23 protein-coding genes, 1 pseudogene and 1 riboswitch are annotated in these 25,477 nt (G+C 65.2%); of the genes and pseudogenes, 15 read left to right on the top strand and 9 right to left on the bottom strand.

Going from position 1 to position 25,477, the window contains the following annotated elements; translation table 11 throughout:
- From EXZ48_RS22395 to EXZ48_RS22375, 5 genes are all read right to left on the bottom strand, one after another.
- On the bottom strand, positions 1-1,248 hold the full coding sequence (locus tag EXZ48_RS22395; RefSeq protein WP_130518379.1) for an ABC transporter permease: 1,248 nt from the start codon (positions 1,246-1,248) through the stop codon (positions 1-3).
- 2 nt (positions 1,249-1,250) lie between these two features.
- Positions 1,251-2,387 carry an ABC transporter ATP-binding protein gene (locus EXZ48_RS22390; protein WP_130518376.1) on the bottom strand — a complete coding sequence of 379 codons (1,137 nt, stop codon included), beginning with the start codon at positions 2,385-2,387 and terminating at the stop codon, positions 1,251-1,253.
- A gap of 11 nt (positions 2,388-2,398) precedes the next feature.
- On the bottom strand, positions 2,399-3,442 hold the full coding sequence (locus EXZ48_RS22385) for an ABC transporter substrate-binding protein (RefSeq protein ID WP_130518374.1): 1,044 nt from the start codon (positions 3,440-3,442) through the stop codon (positions 2,399-2,401).
- A gap of 202 nt (positions 3,443-3,644) precedes the next feature.
- Positions 3,645-4,685, bottom strand: coding sequence for a glutamine synthetase beta-grasp domain-containing protein (locus EXZ48_RS22380; RefSeq protein WP_023516650.1), 1,041 nt, complete (start codon positions 4,683-4,685; stop codon positions 3,645-3,647).
- Positions 4,686-4,710: 25 nt separating this feature from the next.
- Positions 4,711-5,061, bottom strand: a complete 351-nt coding sequence (locus tag EXZ48_RS22375) for a hypothetical protein (protein WP_130518372.1) — start codon at positions 5,059-5,061, stop codon at positions 4,711-4,713.
- Positions 5,062-5,122: 61 nt separating this feature from the next.
- Here EXZ48_RS22375 and EXZ48_RS22370 point away from each other — a divergent pair, with 61 nt between their 5' ends.
- The 10 genes from EXZ48_RS22370 to EXZ48_RS22325 all read left to right on the top strand — a co-directional run bounded on the left by EXZ48_RS22370 (position 5,123) and on the right by EXZ48_RS22325 (position 15,437).
- A complete protein-coding gene (locus tag EXZ48_RS22370) occupies positions 5,123-5,710 on the top strand; it encodes a thioredoxin family protein (RefSeq protein ID WP_130518370.1) in 588 nt (195 codons plus the stop codon).
- A gap of 37 nt (positions 5,711-5,747) precedes the next feature.
- A complete protein-coding gene (locus tag EXZ48_RS22365; protein ID WP_130518368.1) occupies positions 5,748-7,373 on the top strand; it encodes an FAD-dependent oxidoreductase in 1,626 nt (541 codons plus the stop codon).
- A gap of 2 nt (positions 7,374-7,375) precedes the next feature.
- Entirely contained in the window at positions 7,376-7,705 is a 330-nt protein-coding gene (locus tag EXZ48_RS22360; protein ID WP_023516983.1) for a ferredoxin family protein, read from the top strand.
- A 13-nt stretch (positions 7,706-7,718) separates the two neighbouring features.
- Entirely contained in the window at positions 7,719-8,555 is an 837-nt protein-coding gene (locus tag EXZ48_RS22355) for an ABC transporter ATP-binding protein (protein WP_023516982.1), read from the top strand.
- Between the two features lie 11 nt (positions 8,556-8,566).
- On the top strand, positions 8,567-9,430 hold the full coding sequence (locus EXZ48_RS22350) for an ABC transporter permease (protein ID WP_023516981.1): 864 nt from the start codon (positions 8,567-8,569) through the stop codon (positions 9,428-9,430).
- Between the two features lie 52 nt (positions 9,431-9,482).
- Complete coding sequence (locus EXZ48_RS22345) at positions 9,483-10,517, top strand: aliphatic sulfonate ABC transporter substrate-binding protein (protein ID WP_130518366.1); 1,035 nt, start codon at positions 9,483-9,485, stop codon at positions 10,515-10,517.
- Between the two features lie 154 nt (positions 10,518-10,671).
- On the top strand, positions 10,672-12,102 hold the full coding sequence (locus tag EXZ48_RS22340; RefSeq protein WP_130518364.1) for an MFS transporter: 1,431 nt from the start codon (positions 10,672-10,674) through the stop codon (positions 12,100-12,102).
- Between the two features lie 36 nt (positions 12,103-12,138).
- Positions 12,139-12,229: riboswitch (glycine riboswitch) on the top strand.
- 148 nt (positions 12,230-12,377) lie between these two features.
- Entirely contained in the window at positions 12,378-13,619 is a 1,242-nt protein-coding gene (locus EXZ48_RS22335) for a D-amino acid dehydrogenase (RefSeq protein WP_130518362.1), read from the top strand.
- 87 nt (positions 13,620-13,706) lie between these two features.
- Positions 13,707-14,138, top strand: a complete 432-nt coding sequence (locus EXZ48_RS22330; protein ID WP_130518360.1) for a heme-binding protein — start codon at positions 13,707-13,709, stop codon at positions 14,136-14,138.
- A 111-nt stretch (positions 14,139-14,249) separates the two neighbouring features.
- Positions 14,250-15,437, top strand: a complete 1,188-nt coding sequence (locus tag EXZ48_RS22325) for an amidohydrolase family protein (protein ID WP_130518358.1) — start codon at positions 14,250-14,252, stop codon at positions 15,435-15,437.
- 31 nt (positions 15,438-15,468) lie between these two features.
- Here the strand turns inward: EXZ48_RS22325 and EXZ48_RS22320 are convergent, their stop codons facing one another.
- Positions 15,469-16,944: an MFS transporter gene (locus EXZ48_RS22320; RefSeq protein ID WP_130518356.1), complete on the bottom strand. Its 1,476-nt coding sequence runs from the start codon at positions 16,942-16,944 to the stop codon at positions 15,469-15,471.
- Between the two features lie 87 nt (positions 16,945-17,031).
- On the opposite strand from EXZ48_RS22320, the gene EXZ48_RS22315 reads away from it, so the two are divergent.
- Positions 17,032-17,607 (top strand): TetR/AcrR family transcriptional regulator, encoded by a 576-nt coding sequence (locus tag EXZ48_RS22315; RefSeq protein WP_130518354.1) that lies wholly within the window; start codon positions 17,032-17,034, stop codon positions 17,605-17,607.
- A gap of 46 nt (positions 17,608-17,653) precedes the next feature.
- Here EXZ48_RS22315 and acnA read toward each other — a convergent pair whose 3' ends face one another.
- Positions 17,654-20,233: an aconitate hydratase AcnA gene (gene acnA / locus EXZ48_RS22310; RefSeq protein WP_130518352.1), complete on the bottom strand. Its 2,580-nt coding sequence runs from the start codon at positions 20,231-20,233 to the stop codon at positions 17,654-17,656.
- Positions 20,234-20,427: 194 nt separating this feature from the next.
- Here acnA and EXZ48_RS22305 point away from each other — a divergent pair, with 194 nt between their 5' ends.
- The 3 genes from EXZ48_RS22305 (at position 20,428) to EXZ48_RS22295 (ending at position 23,227) form a co-directional block, all read left to right on the top strand.
- A complete protein-coding gene (locus EXZ48_RS22305; RefSeq protein ID WP_023516908.1) occupies positions 20,428-21,354 on the top strand; it encodes a GntR family transcriptional regulator in 927 nt (308 codons plus the stop codon).
- 88 nt (positions 21,355-21,442) lie between these two features.
- A complete protein-coding gene (locus EXZ48_RS22300) occupies positions 21,443-22,531 on the top strand; it encodes an isocitrate/isopropylmalate dehydrogenase family protein (protein ID WP_023516909.1) in 1,089 nt (362 codons plus the stop codon).
- Positions 22,532-22,675: 144 nt separating this feature from the next.
- Complete coding sequence (locus tag EXZ48_RS22295) at positions 22,676-23,227, top strand: class II aldolase/adducin family protein (protein WP_130518350.1); 552 nt, start codon at positions 22,676-22,678, stop codon at positions 23,225-23,227.
- A gap of 285 nt (positions 23,228-23,512) precedes the next feature.
- Here EXZ48_RS22295 and EXZ48_RS22290 read toward each other — a convergent pair.
- Together EXZ48_RS22290 and EXZ48_RS22285 are read right to left on the bottom strand one after the other, a co-directional pair.
- Positions 23,513-23,689, bottom strand: a pseudogene (locus tag EXZ48_RS22290) (SDR family oxidoreductase); the annotation flags it as partial.
- A gap of 194 nt (positions 23,690-23,883) precedes the next feature.
- Complete coding sequence (locus EXZ48_RS22285; protein WP_130518348.1) at positions 23,884-24,726, bottom strand: LysR family transcriptional regulator; 843 nt, start codon at positions 24,724-24,726, stop codon at positions 23,884-23,886.
- Positions 24,727-24,816: 90 nt separating this feature from the next.
- Here EXZ48_RS22285 and EXZ48_RS22280 point away from each other — a divergent pair, with 90 nt between their 5' ends.
- Entirely contained in the window at positions 24,817-25,461 is a 645-nt protein-coding gene (locus EXZ48_RS22280) for an FMN-dependent NADH-azoreductase (RefSeq protein WP_130518346.1), read from the top strand.
- Positions 25,462-25,477 lie beyond the last annotated feature (16 nt).

Genomic DNA, 25,477 nt, shown 5'->3' with positions numbered 1-25,477 from the left:
CTATCCAAGCTTGATGCGCTCCGCGCCGACGAGGCGCAGGAACAGGAGGTAGATGGAGATCGTCATGACGAGAAGCAGGCCGGCCAGCGCCGCCGCCATGCCCCAGTTCAGGTCGCGGTTGATATAGGTGGCGATGAAGTTCGAGAGCATCTGGTCGCGCGGACCGCCGACCAGCGCGGGCGTGATGTAGTAGCCGAGCGACAGGATGAAGGTCATCAGGCAGCCGGCGGCAACGCCGGGAAGTGTCTGCGGCGCATAGACCCGCCAGAAGGCGAAGAACGGCGGGGCACCGAGCGAACGGGCCGCCCGCATCTGTCCCGCGGGAATGGATTTCATGACGCTGAGGATCGGCAGGATGGTGAAGGGAAGCTGGATATGGGTCATTGCCGTCACCGTGCCGAAGCGCGTCAGCATCAGTTGCAGCTTTTCGGTGGTGAGGCCGAGCGCCAGGAGCGCCTGGTTGATGACGCCGTCCGTCTGCAAAAGCACGACCCAGGCGGTGGTGCGCACCAGAAGCGAGGTCCAGAGCGGCAGCAGCACCATCAGCAGCATGAAGCCGGCAATGCGCGCGGGCGCCAGAGAAATGACATAGGCCGTCGGGAAACCGAGAAGAAGCGTCGCCGCCGTCACGAGGCCGGCGATCCAGAGGGTGCGCCCGAGGATGCCAAGAAAGACGGCCTGGTCGTCCTTGACGCGGGTGACGGCGCCGGATGCATCCTTCTGGAGATCAACCGCCGTCAGCAGGTAGTAGGGCGTCACGGGCGCGGCATTGCGCTTGATGATTGCCCAGAGGTTCGGGCTTGCCCAGACGGGATCGAGCGCGGCAAATTGCGGGGCGAGGGCACCGTCCTGAAAACTGCCGAGATGGCGCACCACGGACATGATGCGGCTGCGCATGCCGGCGCTTTCGTAGTTCAGCCGTTTTCCAAGCGCGGCAGCGGTGTTGTCTTCCTTTGCGCGGGAGAGATCGGCCAGCAATGCCCTGAAGGCGTCCTCGCCGGGCGCGGCTTTGCCCTCCCAGTTGGCAAGGGCGACGGCGGTTTGCGGCAGGGTATCGCGCACTTCCGTGTTCCGCACTGCGGTGGTGAGGAAGAGGCCGATCGGCGCGGCGAAGGTGACGATGAGGAAGAGGAGGGCCGGCAGGGCCAGCGCAAGTGCTCCGAGCCGGCCCGGTCGTTCGGCCCGCCGGAGCGCGGCGCGCAGGTTCGGGGCGGAAGCGGGGGAGGTGAGGGAAAGGGTCTGTGTCATGCTCACCTCGCCAGCAATCTGCAATCGGCGGCGGAAAAGGCCATGCCGACATCGCTTCCGGGTAGCGCCGCCGCGCCTTCGGCCGCCGGCAGGCTGGCGACGAGGCGTTCGGTGCCGAAAGCTTCAAGCGTGAGGCGCACCCGGTCGCCGAGGAAGGTCTTGTCGAGCACCCGGGCCTTGATGCGGTTTTCCGCGTTCGCGCTTCCCGCGCCATCAAGCGTGAGCCGTTCGGGGCGCAGCGAGACGGTGAGGTCGTTTTGCGCGGGATGCGCCGGCCCGCTCGCCGCAAGGCGCGTTCCGTCCTTCATCCGCACGAAGGCGAGGCCGTTCTCGCTGCCGAGGAATTCGCAGGGGAGCGTGTTGTTGTCGCCGATGAAGCCGGCGACGAAGCGGTTCTCCGGCCGGTCGTAGAGCGTCACCGGATCGGAAAGCTGCTGGATGCGGCCGTCGTTGAAGACGGCGATCCGGTCGGACATGGTCAGCGCTTCCGACTGGTCGTGCGTCACATAGACCATGGTGATGCCGAGCTGCTGCTGGATCCTGCGGATCTCGATCTGCATGTGCTCGCGCAACTGCTTGTCGAGCGCGCCGAGCGGTTCGTCCATCAGGATGAGCTTCGGCTTGAACACCATGGCGCGGGCGAGCGCCACGCGCTGCTGCTGGCCGCCGGAAAGCTGCGCCGGGCGGCGTTCGCCAAGCCCGTTGAGCTTGACCATGGCAAGCGCCTCCGCAACCCGCCGTGCCGCATCCGCCCCGCGGATGCCGCGGTAGCGCAGCGGAAAACCGACATTGTCGGCCACCGTCATATGCGGGAAGAGCGCATAGTTCTGGAAGACGAAGCCGATGTCGCGCCGCTCGGGCGGAAGGCGTTCCACCGCCTGTCCTTCCAGCAGGATGCGCCCGTTCGTCGGTTGCTCGAAGCCGCCGAGCATCATCAGCGTCGTCGTCTTGCCCGAGCCGGACGGGCCGAGCATGGTGAGGAACTCGCCGCGCCGCACCGCAAGGTTCAGGTCCTCCACCACCAGCGTGCGCCCGTCATAGGTTTTCTGCACTCGCTCGAAGGCGACCATCGGATTGGCGGCAGGGGATGGCGACGGCTCGTCGCCGAGCCGCCTCCTTTCCAGCGTCATCGTGTTCATCCGCCCGTCCTTCAGTTGGAAAGCCAGGTGGTGAAACGCTTCCGGATCTCGTCGCCGTGGTCGGCCCAGAAGGCGTTGTCGAGCGTGAGCGAGGTCGTCAGGTTGGCCGGGCTCGTCGGCAGGTTCTTTGCGTCTTCCGCGGCCACCTCGGCAGCCGCCGTCGAGCGAACGGGGCCGTAGGGGATGTATTTGGCGATGCCGGCCAGCACCTTCGGCTCGACGGCGAAGCGGATGAAGGCAAGCGAACCTTCGATGTCCTTCGCGCCCTTGGGTATGACCCAATAGTTGGAATCGAGGATCTGGTTGTCCCAGACGATGCCGAACGTGCGGCCTTCCTTGTTGGCGTTGAAGATGCGGCCGTTCCAGGCCGTCGTCATGGTCACCTCGCCCGAGGCGAGCAGTTGCGGGGCCTGCGCGCCAGCCTCCCACCAGACGATCTGGTCCTTGATCGTGTCGAGCTTGGCGAAGGCGCGGTCGAGGCCCTCCGGCGTCGCGAGCACCGTATAGACATCCTGCGGCGGCACGCCATCGGCAAGCAGCGCAAATTCGAGATTGGTCGCGGGGTTCTTCCACAGGCCCCGTTTGCCGGGGAAGGCGGCAAGGTCGAAGAGGTCGGCAAGCTTCGTCGGCGCCTTGTCGAGCTTCGCCTCGTCATAGGAGAGCACCGTGGCATAGACGATCGTGCCGACGCCGCAATCCGATGTCGTGCCGGCCAGCCATTCCGATTTCGGTCCGATCTTCTCCCAGTCGATCGTTTCGAAAATGCCCTCGTCGCAGCCCTGCAGCAGCGTCGGCGCATCGACGTCGACCACGTCGATCGTCGTGTTGCCGCTGTCGATCATCGCCTTGATCTTGGCGATCTCGCCGCCGTATTCCTGCTCGGAGACGGCCCGGCCGGTTTCCTCGGCATAGGCGCTGAAGACGGCCTTGCGCTGGGCGTCCTGGTAGGCGCCGCCGAAGCTCATGACGGAAAGCGGTTCAGCGGCGTTCGCCGCGCCGAGAAGCAAACAGGAGGCAAGCGCCGTCGCTGCCAGAAACATGGGTTTTCTGAACATGGAAATTCCTCTCTGGAGACAGATTCAAATGCCCGTCGCGCCGCCCGTCTTGATTGCGGGCTGTGAGGAAAGCCTATGTTGCGCCATGCTGCGGCGCAAATAAGTAGGTATGATGGAGACATGAGCGCCGCTTATCGGCATGCGCCGGACAAAAAAACGCCCCGTAAAACGGGGCGTTGTATCTTTCGTTTCGAAACGCCGGTCAGGCTGCTTCGCGGTTCTCGACGTCGGTCGGGACGGTGGAGATCGTCTTCAGGATCTGCGAAGCGATCTGGTAGGGGTCGCCTTGGGAGTTCGGGCGGCGGTCTTCCAGATAGCCGCGGTAGCCGTTGTTGACGAAGGAGTGCGGCACGCGGATCGATGCGCCGCGGTCTGCCACGCCATGGCTGAACTGGTGGATCGAGGCCGTTTCATGCTTGCCGGTCAGGCGCATGTGGTTGTCCGGTCCGTAGACGGCGATGTGGTCGGCACGGGCTTCTGCGAAAGCGCCCATGAGGGCTTCGAAATAGTCCCTGCCGCCGACTTCGCGCATGTAGGCGGTCGAGAAGTTGGCGTGCATGCCCGAGCCGTTCCAGTCGGTGTCGCCGAGCGGCTTGCAGTGATATTCGACGTCGATGCCGTACTTTTCGGTCAGGCGCTGCAGCAGGTAGCGGGCAAGCCAGATCTCGTCGGCAGCCTTGCGCGAGCCCTTGCCGAAGACCTGGAATTCCCATTGGCCCTTGGCGACTTCCGCGTTGATGCCTTCATGGTTGATGCCGGCGGCAAGGCAGATGTCGAGATGCTCTTCGACGATCTTGCGGGCGGTGGCGCCGACATTGCTGTAGCCGACACCGCAATAGTACGGGCCCTGCGGAGCCGGGAAGCCGGCATCCGGGAAGCCGAGCGGCCGGCCGTTCTGGTAGAAGAAGTATTCCTGTTCGAAGCCGAACCAGGCGCCGTCGTCGTCGAGGATGGAGGCGCGCGTGTTCGACGGATGCGGCGTCTTGGCGTCGGGCATCATGACTTCGCAGAGGGCGAGAACGCCGTTCTTGCGCTCGGGATCAGGATAGACGGCGACCGGCTTCAGCACGCAGTCCGAGCTCGAGCCTTCGGCCTGCATCGTGGAAGAACCGTCAAAACCCCAGAGCGGAAGCTGTTCCAGCGTCGGGAAAGCGTCGAATTCCTTGATGAGGGTCTTGCCGCGCAGGTTCGGGCTGGGCTTGTAACCGTCGAGCCAGATGTATTCGAGCTTGTACTTTGTCATTTCGTTCTCTCACGTGACGCTGGTTTTACGAGGTTGCCGGACGCCTGGGGCGCTCGACAGCCGGATAGCAGATGAAATGCATCAAACGTGCCAGATCGAAGCGAGCGCGGATATCTGCGGAAAATTCATCGTCCTGCGGAGGTCTGCCCGCAAACACGGCGATGCTGTCGCTGAAAGAAGGAGCGTGTTGCACAAAAAATGGGCGGAACGAGGCGGGCTTTAAGGCATTCTCGTTCTTGAAGCCAGTGGCGTAACCTTCGACCCACTGGAACTCCGGGCAGATGGATCGCCGGACCTCCGGTGAGGTGAAAAATTTCACGATGCCGCGACGGTGCGCGAAGAATATCTCCGGTGACTGGCAATCGCGGTGATTCATTACCTATAAAATCTATGGATTATATATTCTAATAGTCTCGTTGGCTTGCCAGGAGGATATCATGCCCAAGACCGAATCCAATCCCATCACGCTGGGGACCCGCGCTCCGGACTTTGTTCTGTCCGATGCCGATGGCGCCGCGTTCAGCCTCAAGGATTTCGCGGATAGCCCGGCACTGCTGGTCGCTTTCATCTCGAACCGCTGCCCCTTCGTGGTGCTGATCCGCGAGGCGCTGGCGCAGTTCGCCCGCGCTCATGCCGGGCAGGGGCTTGCCATCGTCGCGATCAACAGCAACGACGCGGAGGCGCATCCGGAGGAAGCGCTCGAACGGCTCGGCATCGAGGCGAAGACCTATGGCTATGATTTCCCCTACCTGAAGGATGAAACGCAAGGCGTCGCCAAAGCCTATGGCGCAGCCTGCACGCCGGACTTCTTCCTCTACGACCGCGAGCGCAGGCTGGCCTATCACGGCCAGTTCGACGACGCCCGCCCGGGCAACGGCAAGGATGTCACCGGCGCGGATCTACGCGCGGCCGTGGAAGCTGTGCTGATCGGGGGTGCAGCAGCAGCGGCACAGGTTCCCTCCATCGGCTGCAACATCAAGTGGACGGCCGGCAACGAGCCCTCCTGGTTTCCCACCGCCGCCTGAACCGGCCGTCATTCTCCTCGTACCAGGCCGGAACATCATGGCATCGCGTCGCAAGGAACAGCCCACCCTGGAGGGGCGCCTCATCGAAACGGACGTGCTCGTCGTCGGCGGCGGGCCGGCCGCCGGCTGGGCGGCGCTGTCGGCGGCCGAGGCCGGCGCCCGCGTCGTCCTGGCCGACAAGGGCTACCATGGCACAAGTGGCGCCACCGCGCCGTCGAACACGGGGACCTGGTGCGTGCCGCCGGGCGAAGGACGGGCGGCCTCCGTCGAGCAGCGTTTCAAGCGCACGGTCGGCCTTGCCGACCGCCGCTGGATGCTGCGCGCCGCCGACCAGGCCTACGAGAACCTCCAGAAGCTGGTGGAATGGGGTTATCCGTTCCCGAGCGAGGAGGACGGCAGCCTCTACATCGCCAATCTGCGCGGGCCGGATTACATGCGCTTCCTGCGCCAGCGCGTGCAAAAGGCCGGCGTGACGATCCTCGATCATCACCCGGTCCTCGAATTGCTTGGTGACGACAATCATGTCGCTGGCGCCGCAGGGCTTGCGCGCCGCACCGGGGCAAGTTTCCAGGTCCGGGCGGGGGCCGTGGTACTGGCCACGGGCGGTTGCGCCTTTTTCGAACGCATCCTTGGCGGTACGGGGCTGACCGGCGACGGCTATCTCTTCGCCGCGGAGGCCGGTGCATCGCTGTCCGGCATGGAGTTCACCGGCAAATACACGCTCGCCCCGCATGGCACGTCGCTGAACAAGGGCCTGCCTTTCCGCTGGGCCACCTTCTACGGCGCGGACGGTCAGGTGCTGCGCGACGCCCGCGGCGAGCCGGTGACGAACGGCATCGGCGGTGGCGAGCGGCTGGTGGCAGAAGCGCTTCTATTCGGTCCGGTCTACGCCCGGCTCGACCTTGCCGAACCCGCCATGCAGGATTGGCTGCGGCGCGGCCAGCCGAACTGCTTCCAGCCCTATGAGCGCATGGGCGTCAATCCGTTCGAGGATCTCTTCCGTGTCGATCTCAAATACGAGGGCACGGTGCGCGGCACAGGTGGCATCCGTATCGTCTCCTCCGATTGCGGCACCGGTATTTCCGGCCTCTATGCCGCCGGCGACGCAGCGAGCCGCGAGAACGTGACGGGCGGCATTTCGGGCGGCGGCGCAATCAATGCCTCCTGGGCGATCGCCAGTGGCTGGTGGGCCGGCCATGGCGCGGCCCGGCACGCCCGCCGTTGGCAGGGACGTGATGGAAACCGCCTGCGCCCGCTCGGCAGGACAGGCCTTCGCGGCCCGGCCGGGGAGGCCATCGATCTTGCCGCCGCCGCTCGCACGGTGCACGACGAGATCGCCCCGCTCGACAAGAGTTACTGGCGCACGGCTGCCACGCTTGAAGCGAGTGGCAGGACGCTGGAGGACCTCTGGTCCCGGCTGAACGGGGCCTCGCCTGCCGCGGGCCTTGACCGCCTGCAGACCCGCGAGGTCGCGGCCGTCACCGCCAGCGCCCGCTGGACGGTTGCCGCGGCCGCGCTGCGCACGGAAAGCCGCGGCGTGCACCGCCGGCGCGATTTTCCGGGCGAGAGCGAGGCGCAGGCAAGCCGCATCATCGTCTCAGGCCTCGATCGCGTGACGGCGGTGCGGGAGACCCTTTCCCTCGAAACGGCGCAGGAGGGCTGAGGATGATCGAAGTCGTCTCCGCCGACCGCTGCATCCGCTGCGATATCTGCGAGCGCATCTGTCCGGCCTTTGTCTTCGATCGGGACGAGACGGGGCTTCCCGTCATCGCCCGACAGGACGACTGCCAGACCTGTTTCCTCTGCGAAATCTACTGCCCGACCGATGCGCTCTACGTCGCCGAGCAGGCGGATGGCCCGACCGGCATCACCGAGCCCGACGTCCTCGAGCGCGACCTCTTCGGCGCCTATGCCCGCGCGCTCGGCTGGAACCGCGGCCGCGCCGGGGGAACAAGGAATGATCCGACCCGCCACATCCGCGTGGCACAGGTCTGAAAAGGAGATACCCATGGAACGCATCGCCGTCAGCGCTGTGCGCAAGTCGTTCAACCTGAAGCCCGGCCAGACCGTGACCGTCGACGGTGTCACGTCCAGTCGTATCGCGGTGCTGGATGGCGTGGACCTCACCATCAACAGCGGCGAGTTCATCACGCTCGTCGGGCCCTCCGGCAGCGGCAAGTCGGTGCTGCTCGACGTGATCGCCGGGCTGACCGAGGCGACCTCGGGCGTCGCCCGCATCGATGGCATCGAGGTCACCAAACCCCATGCCCGCACGGCCTATGTCTTCCAGCAATATGCGCTCTTTCCCTGGCGCACGGCCTTGCAGAATGTCGAATATGCGCTGGAAGTGCGTGGCGTTCCCGCAGCCGAGCGGCGCGAGCGGGCGAAGGACTTCCTGCATCTCTTCGGTCTCAAGGGCTTCGAGGACCGTTTCCCCTCGCAGCTTTCCGGCGGCATGCAGCAGCGCGTGGCGATCGCCCGGGCGCTTTCGACGGATCCGCAGGTCCTCTTGATGGACGAGCCCTTCGCCGCGCTCGATGCGCAGACCCGCGATATCCTGCAGAGCGAGCTCCTTCGCATCTGGGAGCAGATCAAGACGACGGTGGTTTTCGTCACCCATTCCATCGACGAAGCGATCTATCTTGCCGACCGCGTCGTGGTGATGACCGCCCGGCCGGCGAGCGTGAAGGAGATCGTCGAAATCGACCTGCCGCGCCCGCGTGATCTCGATATCCGCAACAGCGAAGCCTTCAACGCCTATCGCGGCCGCGTCTGGGAAAGCCTGCGCGACGAAGTCGGCAAGGCCCAGCGCGACTGGACCCTTGCTTCCACCTACGCCAATTGAGGGAGGATCCGATGAGCCTCATCGTCGACCGCAACCTGCCACTGCGCACCGCCTTTTCCTTGCGCCGCAAGCGTATCCCTTCCAAGGCGCCGAGTGCTTTCGGCGAGACCGTCTCCACCATCACGCTCGGCCTGCCGGCACTCGTCGCCTTCGCGCTGCTCTGGGAGGTCGCTCCGCGTATCGGCTGGATCAATGCCCTGTTCTTCCCGCCGCTGAGCCAGGTGCTTGCGGTGCTCTGGGAGATGATCGTCTCCGGCCAGCTTGCCGACCACATCGGCATCAGCCTGCAACGGGCGGCGATCGGTTTTGCGCTGGCCGTCGTCACCGCCGTGCCGCTCGGCTTCCTGATGGGGCGCTATTCGCTGTTCGAGAAAGCCTCCGACTTTCTCGTCCAGACGCTGCGCAACACCTCGCAATTCGCGCTGCTGCCGGTCTTCATCCTCGTTCTCGGCATCGGCGAAGCCTCGAAGATCGCCATCACCTTCTATGCTGCGGTGTTCTTTCTTCTGATCAACACGATCGTCGGCGTGAAGTCCGTCGATCCGCTGCTCGTCAAGGCGGCGCGCTCCATGGGCACCTCGGACTGGGACCTCTTCAAGAAGGTGATCTTCCCTTCCGCCATTCCCTCGATCGTCGCCGGTGCCCGGCTCGGCGTGAAGACCTCGCTCTTCTCGGTGATCGCGGCCGAGATGCTCGCCGCCCAGTCCGGCATTGGTTACCTCATCCAGAATTCGTCGCTGATGCTGGAAACCGATCGCATGTATGCGGGCATCCTGACGCTGACGATCATCGGCCTCCTGCTCAACTACCTGCTCGTTGCTGGTGAACGGCGCGCGACGCACTGGCGCGGCAGCGGCGAAAGCGGCCCGAACTGATCCCGATCGCATCGCTTTCTCAATCAATGACCTATCTCGAAAGGACCCGCCCATGACATCGTTTCCGCTCCTTCCGCTGCGCCGGACACTCCTGAAAATCGCGCTCGCGCTGTCGATCCTGCCCGGTGCTGGTCTTGCGACGGCCTCCGCCGACGAGGCGAAGCCCGACGTCATCCGCATCGGCTCCACGGCGCCTGGCCACCTGAAGTTCATCCTCTACCGCAACAAGAAGCTCTTGGAGGACGAGTTCGCCAAGGACGGCATCAAGGTTGAGCTGACCACCTTCGACGGTGGCTCGGCGGCGACCGTCGCCCTCGGCTCCGGCGCAATCGACTTCACCTATATCGGCAACAACCCCTCGCTGCGCCTTGCGGCCACCGGCGCCGACGTGAAGCTGATCGGCCTGTCGAGCTGGAACCGCTCCAACGAGACGCAAATTGTCGTGAAGCCGGATTCGCCGATCCAGAAAATCGAGGACCTCAAGGGCAAGAAGGTCGCCTATCTCGCCGGCACGGTGCGCCATTCGACTTTCGCCAAGGCGCTGAAGACGGTGGGCCTTTCGCTGGGCGACGTCGAGAGCCTCAATCTCGGCATCGAGAGCTCCGGTCCGGCCCTGTCGCGTGGTGACGTCGATGCCCTCGTGGAGAGCACCGGTCCCGTGCAGAAGCTGGTCGAGGAAGGCGAAGCCCGGGTGATCTTCGATGCCGGCGTTTCCGGCAGCCCGGAATGGGCCGTGCCGCATCTCCTCAGCGTCAACGGCGATTTCGCCCGCAAGTACCCCGACATCGTGACGCGCCTTTTGGCCGTCGATATCGCGGTGGCGCGCTGGGCCGACGCCAATCCGGAAGAGACGATCGCGATCTTCGTCAAGGAGACCGGCAACAGCGACAAGGCCGTGCGCGCGACCTATCCGGACGGTAAGTTCTTCCAGGATCCGCAGGTGACCGAGGAGGCCGTGCGTGCGCTTCAGGGTGAGGAGGTGTTCATGGCCGATGCCGAGCTTTTGAAGGGCAAGGTCAACTATGACACCTGGATCGACCGCTCCTTCTACGATGCTGCCGTCAAAAAGCTGGATGCCAGCAACTGATCTCCGGGCGCTTCCGCTTGTCTCCGGATTGCGGAAACGCTCTCTTCGTTTGTCTCCTTGCACGTCCGGCAAATCCGCTTCGCGCTCTCGCTGGAATTGCTCTATAGGATCGGACGGCGGCGTTTTGAACGCCGTCGCCTTTTTTGTGATTGCGATGTCTTCCATTCCCTCACAGCCCATACCGCTCCACCGCACCCGCATCGTCCCGGCCGTCGTCGCCGTGGCGTTCTTCATGCAGATGCTCGACAGCACGATCATCGCGACGTCGCTGCCGGCGATGGCGAAGGCCTTCTCGACAGATGTCGTGGCGCTCAACATCGGCTTCACGGCCTATCTGCTTGCCATGGCCGTGTTCATTCCGCCGGCCGGCTGGCTTGCCGACCGGTTCGGCGCCCGCGAAGTTTTCGTGACGGCGATCGCACTTTTCACGCTTTCTTCCGTCGCCTGCGGCTTTTCCGGTTCGCTTGGCGAGTTCACCGCGGCGCGGCTCCTCCAGGGCGCATCCGCCGCACTGATGACGCCCGTCGGGCGCCAGCTCGTGCTGCGCGGCGCGCCGAAGGCGGAGTTGGTGCGAGCGATCGCCACCATCACCTGGCCGGCGCTGATCGCGCCGGTGGTCGGGCCGCTGATCGGCGCCTGGGTTACAACCCATGCCGGTTGGGAGTGGAATTTCTTCATCAACCTGCCGCTCGGCCTGCTCGGCGTGGTGCTGGTGCTGTTCTTCGTGCCGCAAGCGCCGGCCGAGGGCGCGCGCCCCTTCGATCTCAAAGGCTTCCTGCTGACGGGAAGCGCGCTCGCCCTCACGCTTGCCGGCCTGGAGCTCTCCAGCGCGCCGACGGGCGGTGCCGGCACGCTTGCCGTTCTCGCCCTCGGCCTTGCCGCCGGCTGGGCTGCCATCCGCCATCTCCGGTGCGCGCCGCATGCGCTGCTCGACATTGCCGTGCTCAAGGTTCCGACTTTTGCCTTCGCGACGCTCTCGGCCGGTACTGCCGGACGGCTTGCGGTCAATGCCACGCCCTTCCTGCTGCCGCTCCTGTTCCAGGTCGGCCTCGGTATGGACGCCGTCGAGACCGGCTCGCTCGTGCTCGTCTATTTCCTTGGCAACCTCCTGATGAAGAGCGTGACGACGCCGGCGCTGCGCCTTTTCGGCTTCCGCACGCTGCTCATCGTCAACGGCCTTGTCGCTGCGCTGACGATCGGCGCCTTCGCCTTCGTCGACGGTAACACGCCGAGGCTGCTGCTCTTCGGGCTGCTGATCACCTGCGGACTGTCCCGCTCAATGCAGTTCACCGCGCTGACGACGATCGCCTTTGCCGATGTCACACCCGCCCAGCGCAGCGCGGCGACCACCATCTCCGCCATGCTGCAGCAGCTCGCGCAGCTTCTCGGCGTCGCCGTTGCCGCCGCCGTCATCCGCCTTTCGGCCGCCCTTTTCCCCGAGGCCGCTGGCGGTGGCATGCTGGTGGATATCCGTGCCGCCTTCCTGTGCATCGCCGCCATCGGGCTCGTCTCGGCCCTGCGTTTCCTCGCGCTGCCTGCCGGTGCCGGGGCGGAAGTTTCGGGACATCGTCATCGCCCCTCTTGATTCTCCTCAAGATTGCGGTAGCCTGCGCGCGTTCGACAAGACTGCATGGGAGAGACCGGCTGCAAGGCCGGCGCCGACGGAGCAACCCCCCAGGAAACTCTCAGGCACAAGTGACCGTGCAGTTGAACGATCTGGAGAGAGACGCTGTGAGCGTCCACCGAAGGGGAAAGCCGCCGCGGTCGTGCCGTGCGGGTAAACTCTCAGGTACCGTGACAGATTGGGGAAAACGCGGGCTCCGGCCCGTACCCTGATGTCATACGGAGCGAGAGACCTATATGCCCCATATCGCCGTTATCGGCGCCGGTATTACCGGCGTCACCACTGCCTATGCTCTTCTGGAACGTGGCTTCGACGTTACCGTGCTCGAAAGCCAGCGCTACGCTGCCATGGAAACCTCCTTTGCCAATGGCGGTCAACTTTCCGCCAGCAATGCCGAGGTCTGGAACCATTGGTCCACCCTGTTCAAGGGTGTCAAATGGATGATGCGGAACGACGCGCCGCTGCTGATGAACCCGCGGCCGACCTGGCACAAATATTCCTGGCTTGCCGAGTTCGTCTCGAACATCATGCGCTATCGCGACAACACGGTGGAAACGACCCGTCTGGCGATCGCCGCCCGGCAGCACCTCTTCTCCATCGCCGAGCGCGAAAACATCGATTTCGACCATGTGCGCCGCGGTATCCTGCACATCTACTGGGACAAGGCGAGCTTCGACCACGCCGCGAAGGTCAACGCCATGCTGACCGAGGGCGGACTCGACCGCCGGGCGGTGACGGCCGAAGAGGTCAAGTCGATCGAGCCGACCCTGCACGGGGCCTTCCACGGCGGCTTCTACACGCCGTCGGATTCGACCGGCGACATCCACAAGTTCACCTCGGGCCTTGCGAAGGCCTGCCAGCGCCGGGGCGCCCGGTTCCTTTTCGATGCCCGCGTTACGGCGATCGGCAGAAACGGTGCATTCCGCATCAGCTATGCGACGGGTGAGGGCGCGGAGCGCCAGGTCGAGACGGATGGCGTCGTGGTCTGCGCCGGCACGGCCAGCCGCCAGATTGCCGCCATGCTCGGCGACCGGGTCAATATCTATCCCGTCAAGGGCTACTCGATCACCGTGCATCTCGATGACGAGCGCAGCCAGGCGGCAGCCCCCTGGGTGAGCCTGCTCGACGACCGGGCGAAGATCGTGACCAGCCGTCTTGGCCCCGACCGTTTCCGCGTTGCCGGCACGGCCGAATTCAACGGCATGAACCGCGACATCCGCCACGATCGCGTCAAGCCGCTCGTCGACTGGACGCGCATGCTGTTTCCCGAGGCCGATACCAATCGTGTCGTGCCCTGGGCGGGCCTCCGCCCGATGATGCCCAACATGATGCCGCGGGTCGGTAAGGGGCGTCAGCCGGGTGTGTTCTACAACACCGGCCATGGCCATCTCGGCTGGACACTTTCGGCAGCGACTGCGCAGATGGTGACGGATACGATTGCCGGCGAAATGGCAGCAGACCGCGCCATCGCCGCCTGATAGAAGGGCGGCGAAGCTTTCGACAGTTCGGGTTCCGGCGATCCTTCGCCGGGACCTTTCGGAAAACAGGACCCTACGAGGACAGACATGGCTGAACTTACCCTTGCCGTCGCCAACAGCATCATCGCCGCCGCCCTGGAGGCGGGCGCTCAGGCCGGCCTCAAGCCGCTCACCGTGGCGGTGCTCGATGCCGGAGGGCACCTGAAGGCCTTCCAGAAGCAGGACGGTGCCTCCATGCTGCGCTATGAGATCGCTTTCGGCAAAGCCTATGGTTCGCTCGCCGTGGGCATGGGCTCACGCTGGCTGGACAAGAACGCGAAGGAGCGCCCGCACTTCATTGAAGGCCTGACCGCCGTCTCGGGTGGCAAGATCGTCGCCGTTCCCGGCGGCGTGCTGATCCGCGATGCCGTCGGGGCGCTGCTTGGTGCGGTCGGTATCACCGGAGATACCTCCGACAATGACGAGATCTGCGCGGTTGCCGGTATCAAGTCCGCGGGCCTCGTCGCCCAGGTCGATTGAGGCTTGCATCCTCAACGGTTGCCAAGTGGACGGTGGAGAGCGGAGATTGGCAAAGCGGGAAAAGAATGACGTTCTCCACCCGCATCCGTGCTGATTTCAGGGTTCTCCGAAATGACCGACCTGCTTGTAACCAATGTCCGGCCCGATGGCGGTGAGACTGCCGACATCCTGATCAAGGGCGGCAGGATCGTCGCCATCGGCGCGAACCTGCCGCGCGAGCCGGGCGTTCCCGCGCATGATGGCGGCAATGCCGTCGCCATCGCTCCCTTCGTCGAGCCGCACGTGCATCTCGACAAGATCCTCTGGGGCCTGCCGTGGCACAGCATCAATGTGCCGCCCTCGCTGCGTGCGATGATCGACAACGAGGTCGAGATCCGCCAGAACCTGCCCTGGAGCACGGAGGAGCGCGCCGGCAACCTCATGCGGCAGTGCGTTGCCATGGGCTCGACCCATATCCGCAGCCATGTCGACATTTCCAGCGGCTACAAGCTCGACAACCTGCATGCGGTGCTGCGCGCCCATGAAAGGACGCGCCACGCCGTGGGTCTCGAACTCGTCGCGTTTCCGCAGCTCGGCATGATGATCGATCCCGGCACGGCGGATCTGATGGAAGCGGCGCTCGACGAGGGGGCATCCATCATCGGCGGCATCGATCCGACCGATATCGACGGTGATCCCAAAGGGCATCTCGACACGGTCTTCGACATCGCCAGCCGCAAGGGGGCGAAGATCGACATCCACCTGCACGAGGCGAGCGAACTCGGCCTGGCCACCTTGAAGATGATCGCCGAGCGTACCAGGGCGAACGGCATGCAGGGCCGCGTCGTTGTCAGCCATGCCTTCTGTCTTGGCGACGGGGCGGCCGATGCGGTGGACAGGATGATCGACGTCCTTGCGGAAAACGATATCGGCATCATCTCTGCCGTTCCGGGCGAGATCGATTTTCCGCCGATGTTCGAGCTGGCTCGACGCGGCGTCAGATGCGCCGTCGCCTCGGATTCCCTGCGTGACACCTGGAACCCGCACGGCAACGGCGACATGCTGGAGCGCTGCTGGCTGCTGTCCTACCGCTCCTATTGCCGCACCGATGACGAGCTGGTCGCTGCGCTCGACATGGGCACGGCGCGCGGCGCCGCCCTGCTCGATCTTGAAGGCTACGGCCTCGATGTCGGTCGCGAGGGCAGCCTTGTGCTGATCGAGGGCGAAAACCGGGCGCAGATCCTCGTCGACCGGCCGAAGCGCAGCCTGGTGGTCAAGCGCGGCCGTATCGTCGCGCGCAACGGTGCCTGGGTGGAGTGAGGCCGCGCGTAGCGCGGCACTCGTGCGATGATCAGCGCGGGCTCAGTTTCGAGTAGAGCGTGAAAGCGACTGCAATCAGCATCGCCACGGCGACGCCGACAACGCCGACAAAGGCATAGTCGAAGGCGGACTGGGCAAGGGTGATGACCTGTTGTGCCTGGTCCGGTTTGAGGCCGTCGGCAAGAACCAGCGCCTCGTCGAGGCTGTCGCGGGCCTCGTCGGCAAGCGCTATGCCCTGCGGCACCACCATCGCCTTCGAGTAGAGGGCGGACATCAGGCTTCCGAGCAGTGCAATGCCGAGCGCGCCGCCCAGTTCGAACGAAACTTCCTCCACGGAGGCGGCCATGCCGGCCTGCTCCTCCGGTGCCGAGAGCATGATCACGGCCGATGCCGCCGTCATGGAGGCGCCGACACCGAAGCCCATCGCGGCGAGGGCCGCGATCCAGTAACCCGTCGGTCCCTGGTGCGTGGCGAGGAAGGCGGCAAGCGCAAGCCCGGACAGCAGCAGTGCGGCCCAGAGTATCCGTTCACCACCGAGGCGCGGCAGGGCGAGCCCGGTAAGCGGCCCGGCGAAGAAGGCGGCTGCGGGGATCGGCAGTATGAGCAGGCCGGCCTCAAGCGGGGAATAGCCGAGCACGAGCTGAAGCCGCTGGCTGAAGACCAGCTCCACGCCGATGAGGGCGGCGGAGGCGATGAGTGCGGTGACGACGCCCGCGGTAAAACGCGGATTGGCGAAGAGCGCGAAATCGATCAGCGGTGCCGCGCTGCGGCGCTGGCGGCGGATGAATACCGTCATCGCCGCAAGGCCGATGGCGAGCGCGATGGCTGCGCTTTCCCAGGAAGGATCGCGTTTGCCCGCTTCCTTGACGGCATAGGTGAGGCCGACGAGGCCGAACATCACCTGCACGGAGCCGAGGAGATCCCAGGGCCGGGTGCGGTCTCCCGCGCGGCGGGCGAGCAGGACGGCGCTTGCCGCGAGCGCGACGAGCACGACCGGAACGTTGATCAGGAAGACGGAACCCCACCAGAAATATTCGAGTAGCAGCCCGCCGACGACGGGGCCGAGCGCTGCCCCGCCCGAGGCGACCGCAGCCCAGATGCCGATGGCGAAGGCGCGCTCCTTCTCGTCGGTGAAGGTGAGGCGGATGAGCGACAGCGTGGCGGGCATCATCATCGCGGCCCCGGCGGCCAGGACGACGCGTGCGGCAATCAGGAGGGCGGAGGAGGGGGCGAAGGCCGCGCCGAGCGAGGCGAGACCGAACACGACGAGGCCGGCCATGAACATCTGCTTGTGGCCCAGCCGATCGCCCAGCGTACCGAGACCGGGCAGCAGGCCGGCGACAACAAGTGGATAGGCGTTGACGATCCAGAGCTTTTCCGCGGCTGTCGCTGACAGTGCGTGCGTCAGTTTGGGCAGGGCCGTGTAGAGCACCGTCATGTCGATGACGATCAGGAAGAGGGCACTGGAGACGACGGCGAGAACGAGCCAGCGTTTACCACGAGACATGGGTATGATCCTTGGGCATGGTGTTTAGAGGTTGCATGCGCGTGGGGCGCTATATAAATACGTTCGTATTGAAATGGAAGAGGTGAAATGGCAGGACGACCGCGCAGTATAGATCGCGACCGTGTTCTGGACGCCGCGGAGGCGATCGTGGCCTTGGACGGTGCGGCGGGCCTGACCTTCGATGCCGTCGCGCGCGCCGCGGGCATCACGAAGGGCGGCGTGCAATATTGCTTCGGCACGAAGGAGAATTTGATCCGCTCGATGATCGAGCGCTGGGGCAGCACGTTCGAGGGGGAGGTGATGGCGCATGCGGGCGATGACCGCTCGCCGCAGTCCGTCATCCGCGGACATCTGCTCGCGACCCGCGACAGCGACGAGGCGGAGTACTCTCGTTCCGCTGTAATGATGACGGCCCTCTTGCAAAGCCCGGAGCAGGTGGCGTCGAGCCGGGTCTGGTACACGCATCGCCTGGCGGGGCTGGATATGGACAAGGCGGAGGACAGGCAGGCGGCGCTCGCCTTCCTCGCCGGTGAGGGCGCCTTCCTGCTGAAGGCCTTCGGCCTCATCGATATCACAGAGACCCAATGGACGGCCCTGTTCTCCGACATGCTTGCCCTTGCAGGCGGGCGCGGCGGGAGAGGAAACGAGGACCCGTCGAAATAGGCCACTATCGTCCTGGGGGTGTTGCCGCATTCCCGCGACGAATGCTTCAGGCCTGTCGGCGAAGCCTCGCGGAGAGGATCGCCGGGATCATGCCGCCGGAAACCAGGATGGCGGCCTCCCGGTCCGTTTCCACTGCGGCGCGGGCCTGCAATTGCTGGCGGGTGCCGTCGGGCCGCAGCAGGGTCACGCTGATCGGGCCACGCGGTACCACCTGCGTGGCGTCGATCTCGATACGGTCCGTTGGCCCCGGGGAAAAGAGCGTCGCGCGGTCGATCACGATGGGAAGCACGCCCATGCCGACGAGATTGGTGCGGTGGATGCGCTCGAAGCTGCGGGCGAGCACCGCGCGCACGCCGAGCAGCGCCACGCCCTTGGCGGCCCAGTCGCGTGACGAGCCGGTGCCGTAGCGCTCGCCGGCGACGAGGACGACAGAACGGCCCTCCGCCCGGTATCGTTCGGCGACGTTCCAGAGCGGGCCTTCCTCCAGCGTCGGCGCATGGATGGTCCGCGAGGCCGGCCGGCCGCCGATCAGGACGTTCGCGGCAGTCCGGTTGTCGAAAAGGCCGCGCACCATGGCCTGCCAGTTGCCGCGCCGGGCGGCGTAGACGTTGAGGTCGGCCGGGGGATCTCCGCGTTCGATGAGGTGTTGCCCGGCAAGACTGCCGGCCGCGATCTGGCCGGCCGGTGAGATGTGGTCGGTCGTCATGTCGTCGCCGAGGACGAGCAGGGGATGGGCCGTATAGGCGCCCAGCCGGTTTTCCTGTCCCGCGGCGGCAAAGGGCGGCCGGCGGAGATAGGTGGAGGTCTCGGACCACGGAAAGCGCACGGATCGCGGCGCATCGAGCTTTTGCCAGGGTTCGTATTGCCCGGCCTGCGCAAAGGCTTCCCTGAAGGCCTGCGGCTCGGAAAACTGTCGTACCACAGCATCGATTTCCGCGTCTGACGCGAGCAGTTCGCCAAGGCGGATCGGGGTGCCGCCGGCCCCGCGGGCGATCTCGACATTCATGGGATCGGGCACGATCCTGCCGACAAGCGACAGGGCGACGACGAGTGGCGGAGACGCAAGAAAGCCGAACTGCAGGGCCGGATGCACGCGCCCCGGAAAGTTGCGGTTGCCTGAAAGCAGCGCCGTTGCCACCGTTCCACCGGCAATCGCCTCTGCCATGTCCGGCTGCAGCGGCCCGGAATTGCCGATGCAGGTCGTACAGCCATGGCCGACGATGCCGAAGCCCAGCGCCTCCAGATCGGCAAGCAGTCCGCTGGCCGAGAGAAACTGCTCGGCGGAGGGTGAGCCGGGCGCAAGGGAGGTCTTGACCCAGGTGGGCGGGCGAAGGCCGAGGCAGCGGGCCTTGCGTGCGACAAGGCCTGCGGCGGCAAGCAGCCGACGGTCGGAGGTGTTCGTACAGCTCGTAATGGCGGCGATGGCGATCGCGCCATCCGGTATACCCTGTGTTCCCTGCCGGAACGGTTGGCCGCTCGCCGCCTCCAGTGCCCGTGCCGCCTCGTCAAGTGGCAGCTTGTCCTGCGGCCGGCACGGGCCGGCGAGAAGCGGCGCAACGTTTGCAAGATCGAGCTCGATCACGCGGGTGTAGCGCGGTTCCGCGGCGGGATCGAACCAGAGGCCGAGCGCCCTTGCCGCCGTCTCCACCAGCGCGCAATGATCGGCCGAGCGCCCCGTTTCACGAAGATAGGCGATCGTTTGTGTATCGATCGGAAAGAAGCCGGTCGAGGCGCCGTATTCCGGTGCCATGTTGGCGACGACCGCCCGGTCGCCGCCGGTCAGCGTGGAGACGCCCGCGCCGAAGAATTCGACGAACTCGCCGACGATGCCGTGCCGGCGCAGCAGGTGGGTGACCTCGAGCGCGAGGTCCGTCGACAGCACGCCGGGCCTCAGTCGTCCGGTGAGGTGGACACCGACCACGTCGGGAATGCGCAGCGTCACCGGCATGCCGAAAAGCACGCTCTCAGCCTCGAGCCCGCCGACACCCCAGGCCAGAACACCGATGCCGTTGATCATCGGCGTGTGGCTGTCCGTGCCGATGAGCGTGTCGGGCGCAACCCAACGCTCACCGTCGCGCCCCTCGATCCGGATGACCGTGGCGAGCTGTTCGAGATTCAGCGTGTGCATGATTCCGGTGCCGGGCGGATGGACCCGGACGCCGGGCAGCGCGGTGGTCGCCCACTTCATCAGACGGTAGCGCTCGCTGTTGCGGTCCATCTCGCGGCGCATGTTGTGTTCGCGCGCGCCCGGGCGACCATACCAGTCGACGGCCACGCTGTGGTCGACCGAAACGTCGACGGGCAGCGCGGGGGTCAGGGACGAAGGGTCGCCGCCAGCCTCGGCGATGGCGTCGCGCATGGCGGCGATATCCACCAGTGCAGGCACGCAGGTCGTATCGTGCATCAGCACGCGGGACGGATGGAAATCGACCTCCCCCCCGCTCGTGCCGTCATCGATCCAGCGGTCGAGCGCAGCAACGAAGGCCGCCAGCCGGCCAGGGTCGCGCCGCGCCACGTTCTCGAGCAGGATGCGCAGGACGACGGGCAGGCGTTCGAGCCGACCTTCGAAGACCTCGTTCAACGGGACGAGCCGGGCGGTTCCCTGCGCCGTTTCGATCTGCCGCATCGCCGAAAGCTCCAAGAAAGTGATTTTTAGAACTTAAAAAGCCAATTATATGGATGTGTCAATCGGAATCTGGCCTCTCATTGGCTTTTATCCCGCAGGATATGCAAAAAATCTGGGCTATTGTTTCTTTTGCCCCACCCGTGGAATAACCTCTGCCCGACACGCCCCTCCGGAAGACCAGGGACACCGAAGACATGCGCTCCAGCCAGCTGGCCCAGACCATCGCCAACGAAATCACCCTTCTCGTCACCTCCGGGGAGTTGACGGTGGGCGACCATGTGAAGACCCAGCAGCTGGCGGACCGCTTCGGCGTCTCCCGTTCGCCTGTGCGTGAGGCGATGGACATGCTGGCAAGTCAGGGATTGCTGGAGCAGAAGGAAAACCGTGGCTTCTTCGTGCGGGAGACGGCCGGAGGCATCGTCGAGCGGGTGCGCGACGATGCCGAGCCATTCGAGATCGCGAATGACTACCAGCGGCTGGCAGAGGACTGGCTGACGGACCGCATCCCCGCCGAGGTGACCGAGCAGATGTTGCGCGAGCGCTATGAACTGACCAAATCGCAGCTCAACGATGTCCTGATGCGTGCTACCCGCGAGGGCTGGGCGGAGCGCAAGCAGGGATACGGTTGGCGCTTCCTGCCGGTGGCGAAGACGCCGGAGGCGTTCGAGCAGATCTATCGGTTCCGCATGCTGATCGAGCCGGCCGCCATGCTGGAACCGGAGTTCCGCCTCGACCGGAAGATCATCGAGGAGCAGCGGCGGATCCAGCAGCGGATGCTGGACACCGACATCGAGCGCCTACCGGCCGAGCGGCTGCTGCACAATGGTGCGTCCTTCCATGAGGAGCTGATCAAGATGTCGAACAACCCGTTCTTCCATCTCTCGCTCGTGCGCGTGAACCGCATGCGCCGTCTGCTCGAATACCGCTCGCGCGTCGACCGCAGCCGCACTGTGCGGCAATGCCAGGAACACCTCGAAATTCTCGATCTTCTCGAGCGCGGCGAGATCGTCGAGGCGTCCTACACGATGCGCCGGCATCTCGGCGGTGCGCTCTCCAAGAAGTCGCCCGTTGCCTGGTCCTGGTCGCACCAGGCGCATGAAAAAGAAGGTCCCGAAAAATAGAGATTGCATTTATGAATTAAAAAAGCCAATACTTCTCCCGTGACATTGCGCGGCGCTATCGCTCGTCGCCTTATGGGAGATGGATCTGATGAAACTGTTCGTGACGCCGTGTGACGGGATTGGCCCCGAGATCACCGCGGCAACCATGGAGGTCCTGAAGGCTGCGGATGCGGCCTTCGGTCTCGGCCTCGAATACCACTTCGAAGACACCGGCTTCACCAGCCTGGAAAAGTTCGGCACGACGCTGCGGGACGAGACGATCGAACGGGCGCGTACCTTCGACGGCATCGTCCTCGGCCCGCAGTCGCACATGGACTACCCGCCCCGCGACAAGGGGGGTGCGAACGTCTCTGCCGGTTTCCGCGTCAAGCTCGACCTCTATGCGAATGTGCGCCCGGCCCGCTCGCGTCCCTTCCTCAACAACGCCAAGACGATGGATCTCGTCATCATGCGCGAGGCGACGGAAGGGTTTTACCCCGACCGCAACATGTTCGCCGGCACGGGCGAGTTCATGCCAACACCGGACGTGGCGCTGTCGGTCCGCAAGATCACGGCTTCGGCCTGCGAACGCATTGCGCGCCAGGCGTTCCTGCTCGCCATGAAGCGGGGCAGGAAGGTGACTGCGGTCCACAAGGCGAACAACTTCATCCTGACCGATGGCCTCTTTCTGCAGCAGGTCCACAAGGTTGCCGCCGAGTTTCCGGAGGTCACGCTCAACGACGTCATCATCGATGCGATGGCGGCCCATCTGGTGCGCGATCCCTCGCGCTTCGACGTGATCGTGGCGACCAACTTCTATTCGGACATCCTCTCGGACCTTGCAAGCGAGCTTTCCGGCAGCCTTGGCCTTGCCGGCTCGATCAATGCCAATGCCGAGACCGGCCTCGTCTGCGCTCAGGCCCAGCACGGTTCGGCGCCGGACATCCAGGGCAGGAATATCGCCAACCCCACCTCGCTCATCCTGTCGGCAGCGATGATGCTGAGCTGGCTCGGCGAGCAACGCGACCTGCCGCAGTTCGAGGCGGCGGGTGCGGAAATCGAGCGCGCCGTCGACGAGATCCTGGCTGATCCGGGTTCGCGCACGCGCGATCTCGGTGGCGCCACCAACACAGACGTTTTCGGCTCTCGCGTGGCGGGTGCGGTTCGGAACGGTGGCGGCGAGCGTAAGCGCGCCTGATGGTACTGTTTGTGTTTTGATTTTCTAAAAGCCAAAACTCAAATGGGGAGATGCGAGGGCAGGGAGTGGCCCTCGCGCATTGTCCGCGGCTGTTTTCGCGACGCGGGTTCAATCTATGGGAGATGAGATGATGAACAGGATCCTATCCGCCCGCGCGGCTGCCCTTGTGTTCGGCACTGCGCTCATGACCACCTTCGGTGCATTCGCCGAGGAGCTTCCTGCCGGATATCCGGCCGACTATGCGGCAACCACGTTTCCGGTGACAAGCCGTCGAAGGAAGTGTTCCTGCACAGGGCGTTCTACGAGACGCGGGAAGGGACGGGCGCGGTGGTGCATCTCCATTCGACCTTCGCCACCGCGCTGTCCTGTCTTGCCGATACGGACCCCGACGACTGTATCCCGTCGCTCACCCCCCATGTCGTCATGCGCGTCGGCGCGGTGAAGCTGCTGCCCTATGTGAAGCCGGGTGACGCGCAGATGGGTGAGATGATCTGCGATCTCGGCGGGCGCTATGCTGCCGTGCTGCTCGCCAATCATGGGCCGGTTGTCACCGGAACGGACATCGCCTCCGCCGTCTATGCCGCAGAGGAGCTGGAGGAAACCGCCAAGCTCCTGGTTCTCCTGCGCGGTGCCCCCCGGCGCATGCTGTCGCCGGAGAATGTCGCGGAGTTGAAAGCCGTCTTTGGCAGGGCCTGAGGGGGATCGTACTCAACGAAGGGAAGACCGGGGAACCGAGCAACGAGAAGGGCCCGTGTCGGCATCGCGGAAGATGGCGCAGCGTACAATGGCTGGGGAGTTGAGGCTGGGGATCACGTAGTCGCTGGCGGCAGCGGCATGAAATGCCCCGCCCGCCCGATCATGACGGCGGTAGTCAGCTCCTAGCTGCCGGAAAAGTGCACGAAGGTAACGGGGCGATGTGCCGCGCGGACGGCGGGCGTGCCGCAGCCGGCAACGCTCATCAGGACGGTGCGCCTGTTTTCCTCACAGTGAGGCCGTGATGCCGCCGTCGACATAGAGCGTGTGTCCGTTCACGAAGGAGGAAGCATCGGAGGCAAGGAAGATGCAAGCGCCGACAAGCTCCTCCACCTTGCCCCAGCGGCCCGCCGGCGTGCGCTTTTCCATCCAGGCGGAAAAGGCGGGATCGGCGACGAGGGCGCGTTTGCCCGTGAGGTCGAAGAGTTGCGTGCTCATGGCTCTTTCCTAGCTGAGTATGATCTTCATCGACTGGCCCTTGCCCGAGGCGATCCCGAAGGCCGAGGCGCATCGGCGTGCGCTCCGGCCACTCCATCCTCGATCCGCACGATGAGCGGCCGGACGTAGCGCATGTCGCCATCGAGCCGCGGCTGACGCTCTTACCCTGCCTTCAACTGCGCCCGGAGTTTTCCGGCGGCCAGATCCATGAAGGCCTGGATTCGTGGTGTGCGGCGCAGGTCCGGATGGACGAGGAGCCAGACTTCCGATTCCAATGTGTCGATGAAGCTGCCCCGTCGTTCAAGATCGAACGACCGGTGCAGATAGTCCGGCAGCAGTGCCTGCCCGAGGCCGGCTGCCGCGGCCTGGGCGGCGGCCCACATGCTGTTCACCCGCAGTACGGTCTCCTCTTCCGCTACATGGACGGCCAGCCAGCGGGCGGCGGGAATGGCCGAAAGACTGTCGTCGAGTGCGATCCACGGCAGATCCGTCGCGCTGCCGGTTTTCGCGTAGATTGCGTAGCGGAACGCGCCCGCCCGCTGGCCGACCAATGTCTCCGGCGGGGACCGTGTGGGGCGGATTGCGACTTCCGCCTCGTAGCGCGCCATGTCGGCAAAGGCGTTGGAGACCACAAGGTCGAAGCGGATGCCGGCATGTTTCCGGCGGACCAGCGGGAGCAGCGCGGTGACCAGAGGCACCAGGGAATCGGGCGTCGTGAGGGTGATGCGGCCCTCAGGACGCTGTTCGCCGCCCGCAAGCTGCCGTCGGGCCTCGGCAAGGCTTGCCGCGACGGCCGTCGCGGCGCGGACCAGCTCGCTGCCGAGCGGGGTCGGGATATATTGCCCGCCGAGGCGCTGGAACAGCGGTGCGCCGGCCTCCTGCTCCAGTTCCTTCAGCCGGCGATAGACCGTTGCAAGATGCACATTGAGACTGGTGGACGCCGCGGCGGGCTTTCCGCTGCGTGCGAGGGCCGCGATCAGAAGAAGGTCGTCGGTCGAGAGCATTTTCGCACCAATGCGAACTGGTTTCGCAATTCATGCAGAAGAATTCGCGCAGACGCAAATTTATATGTCGATCCAGCAAAGGAGATCGACATGACCGAACTGCTGCATATCAAGGCGTCACCCCGTGCGGACCTCTCCCATTCCGGCAAGGCGGCGGCGGGTTTCATAAAGGTGCTTGAAACGCATCGCCCGGGCCTTCAGGTCCGAGAGATCGACGTCTGGCAGGCCGACCTGCCGGCCTTCGACGGGCCTCTGCTTGCCGCGAAGTATGCGCGTCTAGCGGGCCGCCCGTTCACGCCGCAGGAGGCCGAGAGCTGGGCGGCGATCGAGGATCTGGTGCAAAGGCTCGATGCAGCGGATGCGGTCCTCATTTCCACGCCGATGTGGAACCTCTCAATCCCCTACCGGCTCAAGCACTATATCGACCTCGTGACCCAGCCGGGCCTCAGCTTCCGCTTTGATCCGCAAACCGGCTACACGCCGCTTCTGCGGCCGCGCCCCGTTGTCGCGATTCTCGCAAGCTCCGGCGATTTCTTCGAGGGCCCGTCCTGGGGCCGGCCCGATCTTGCGACGCCCTATCTGCGGCAGGCGCTGGCGTTCATCGGTCTGCGTGACGCGGACATCGTTCCCGTCGGCCCGACGGCTGGCAAGCCGGAGGGCGTGCTCGCCGCGGCAGGAAAGGCGCAGGCGCAGCTGGCGGCCCTTGCAGAGCGCTTCGCGGGGGCGGATGCATGAGTGCCGCGGCGGGGTG

This window comes from Shinella sp. JR1-6 (genome assembly GCF_004284735.1).
GTDB lineage: Bacteria > Pseudomonadota > Alphaproteobacteria > Rhizobiales > Rhizobiaceae > Shinella.
The sequence above is the reverse complement of the archived record's forward strand: the minus strand, read 5'-3'. Positions and strand labels throughout refer to the sequence as shown.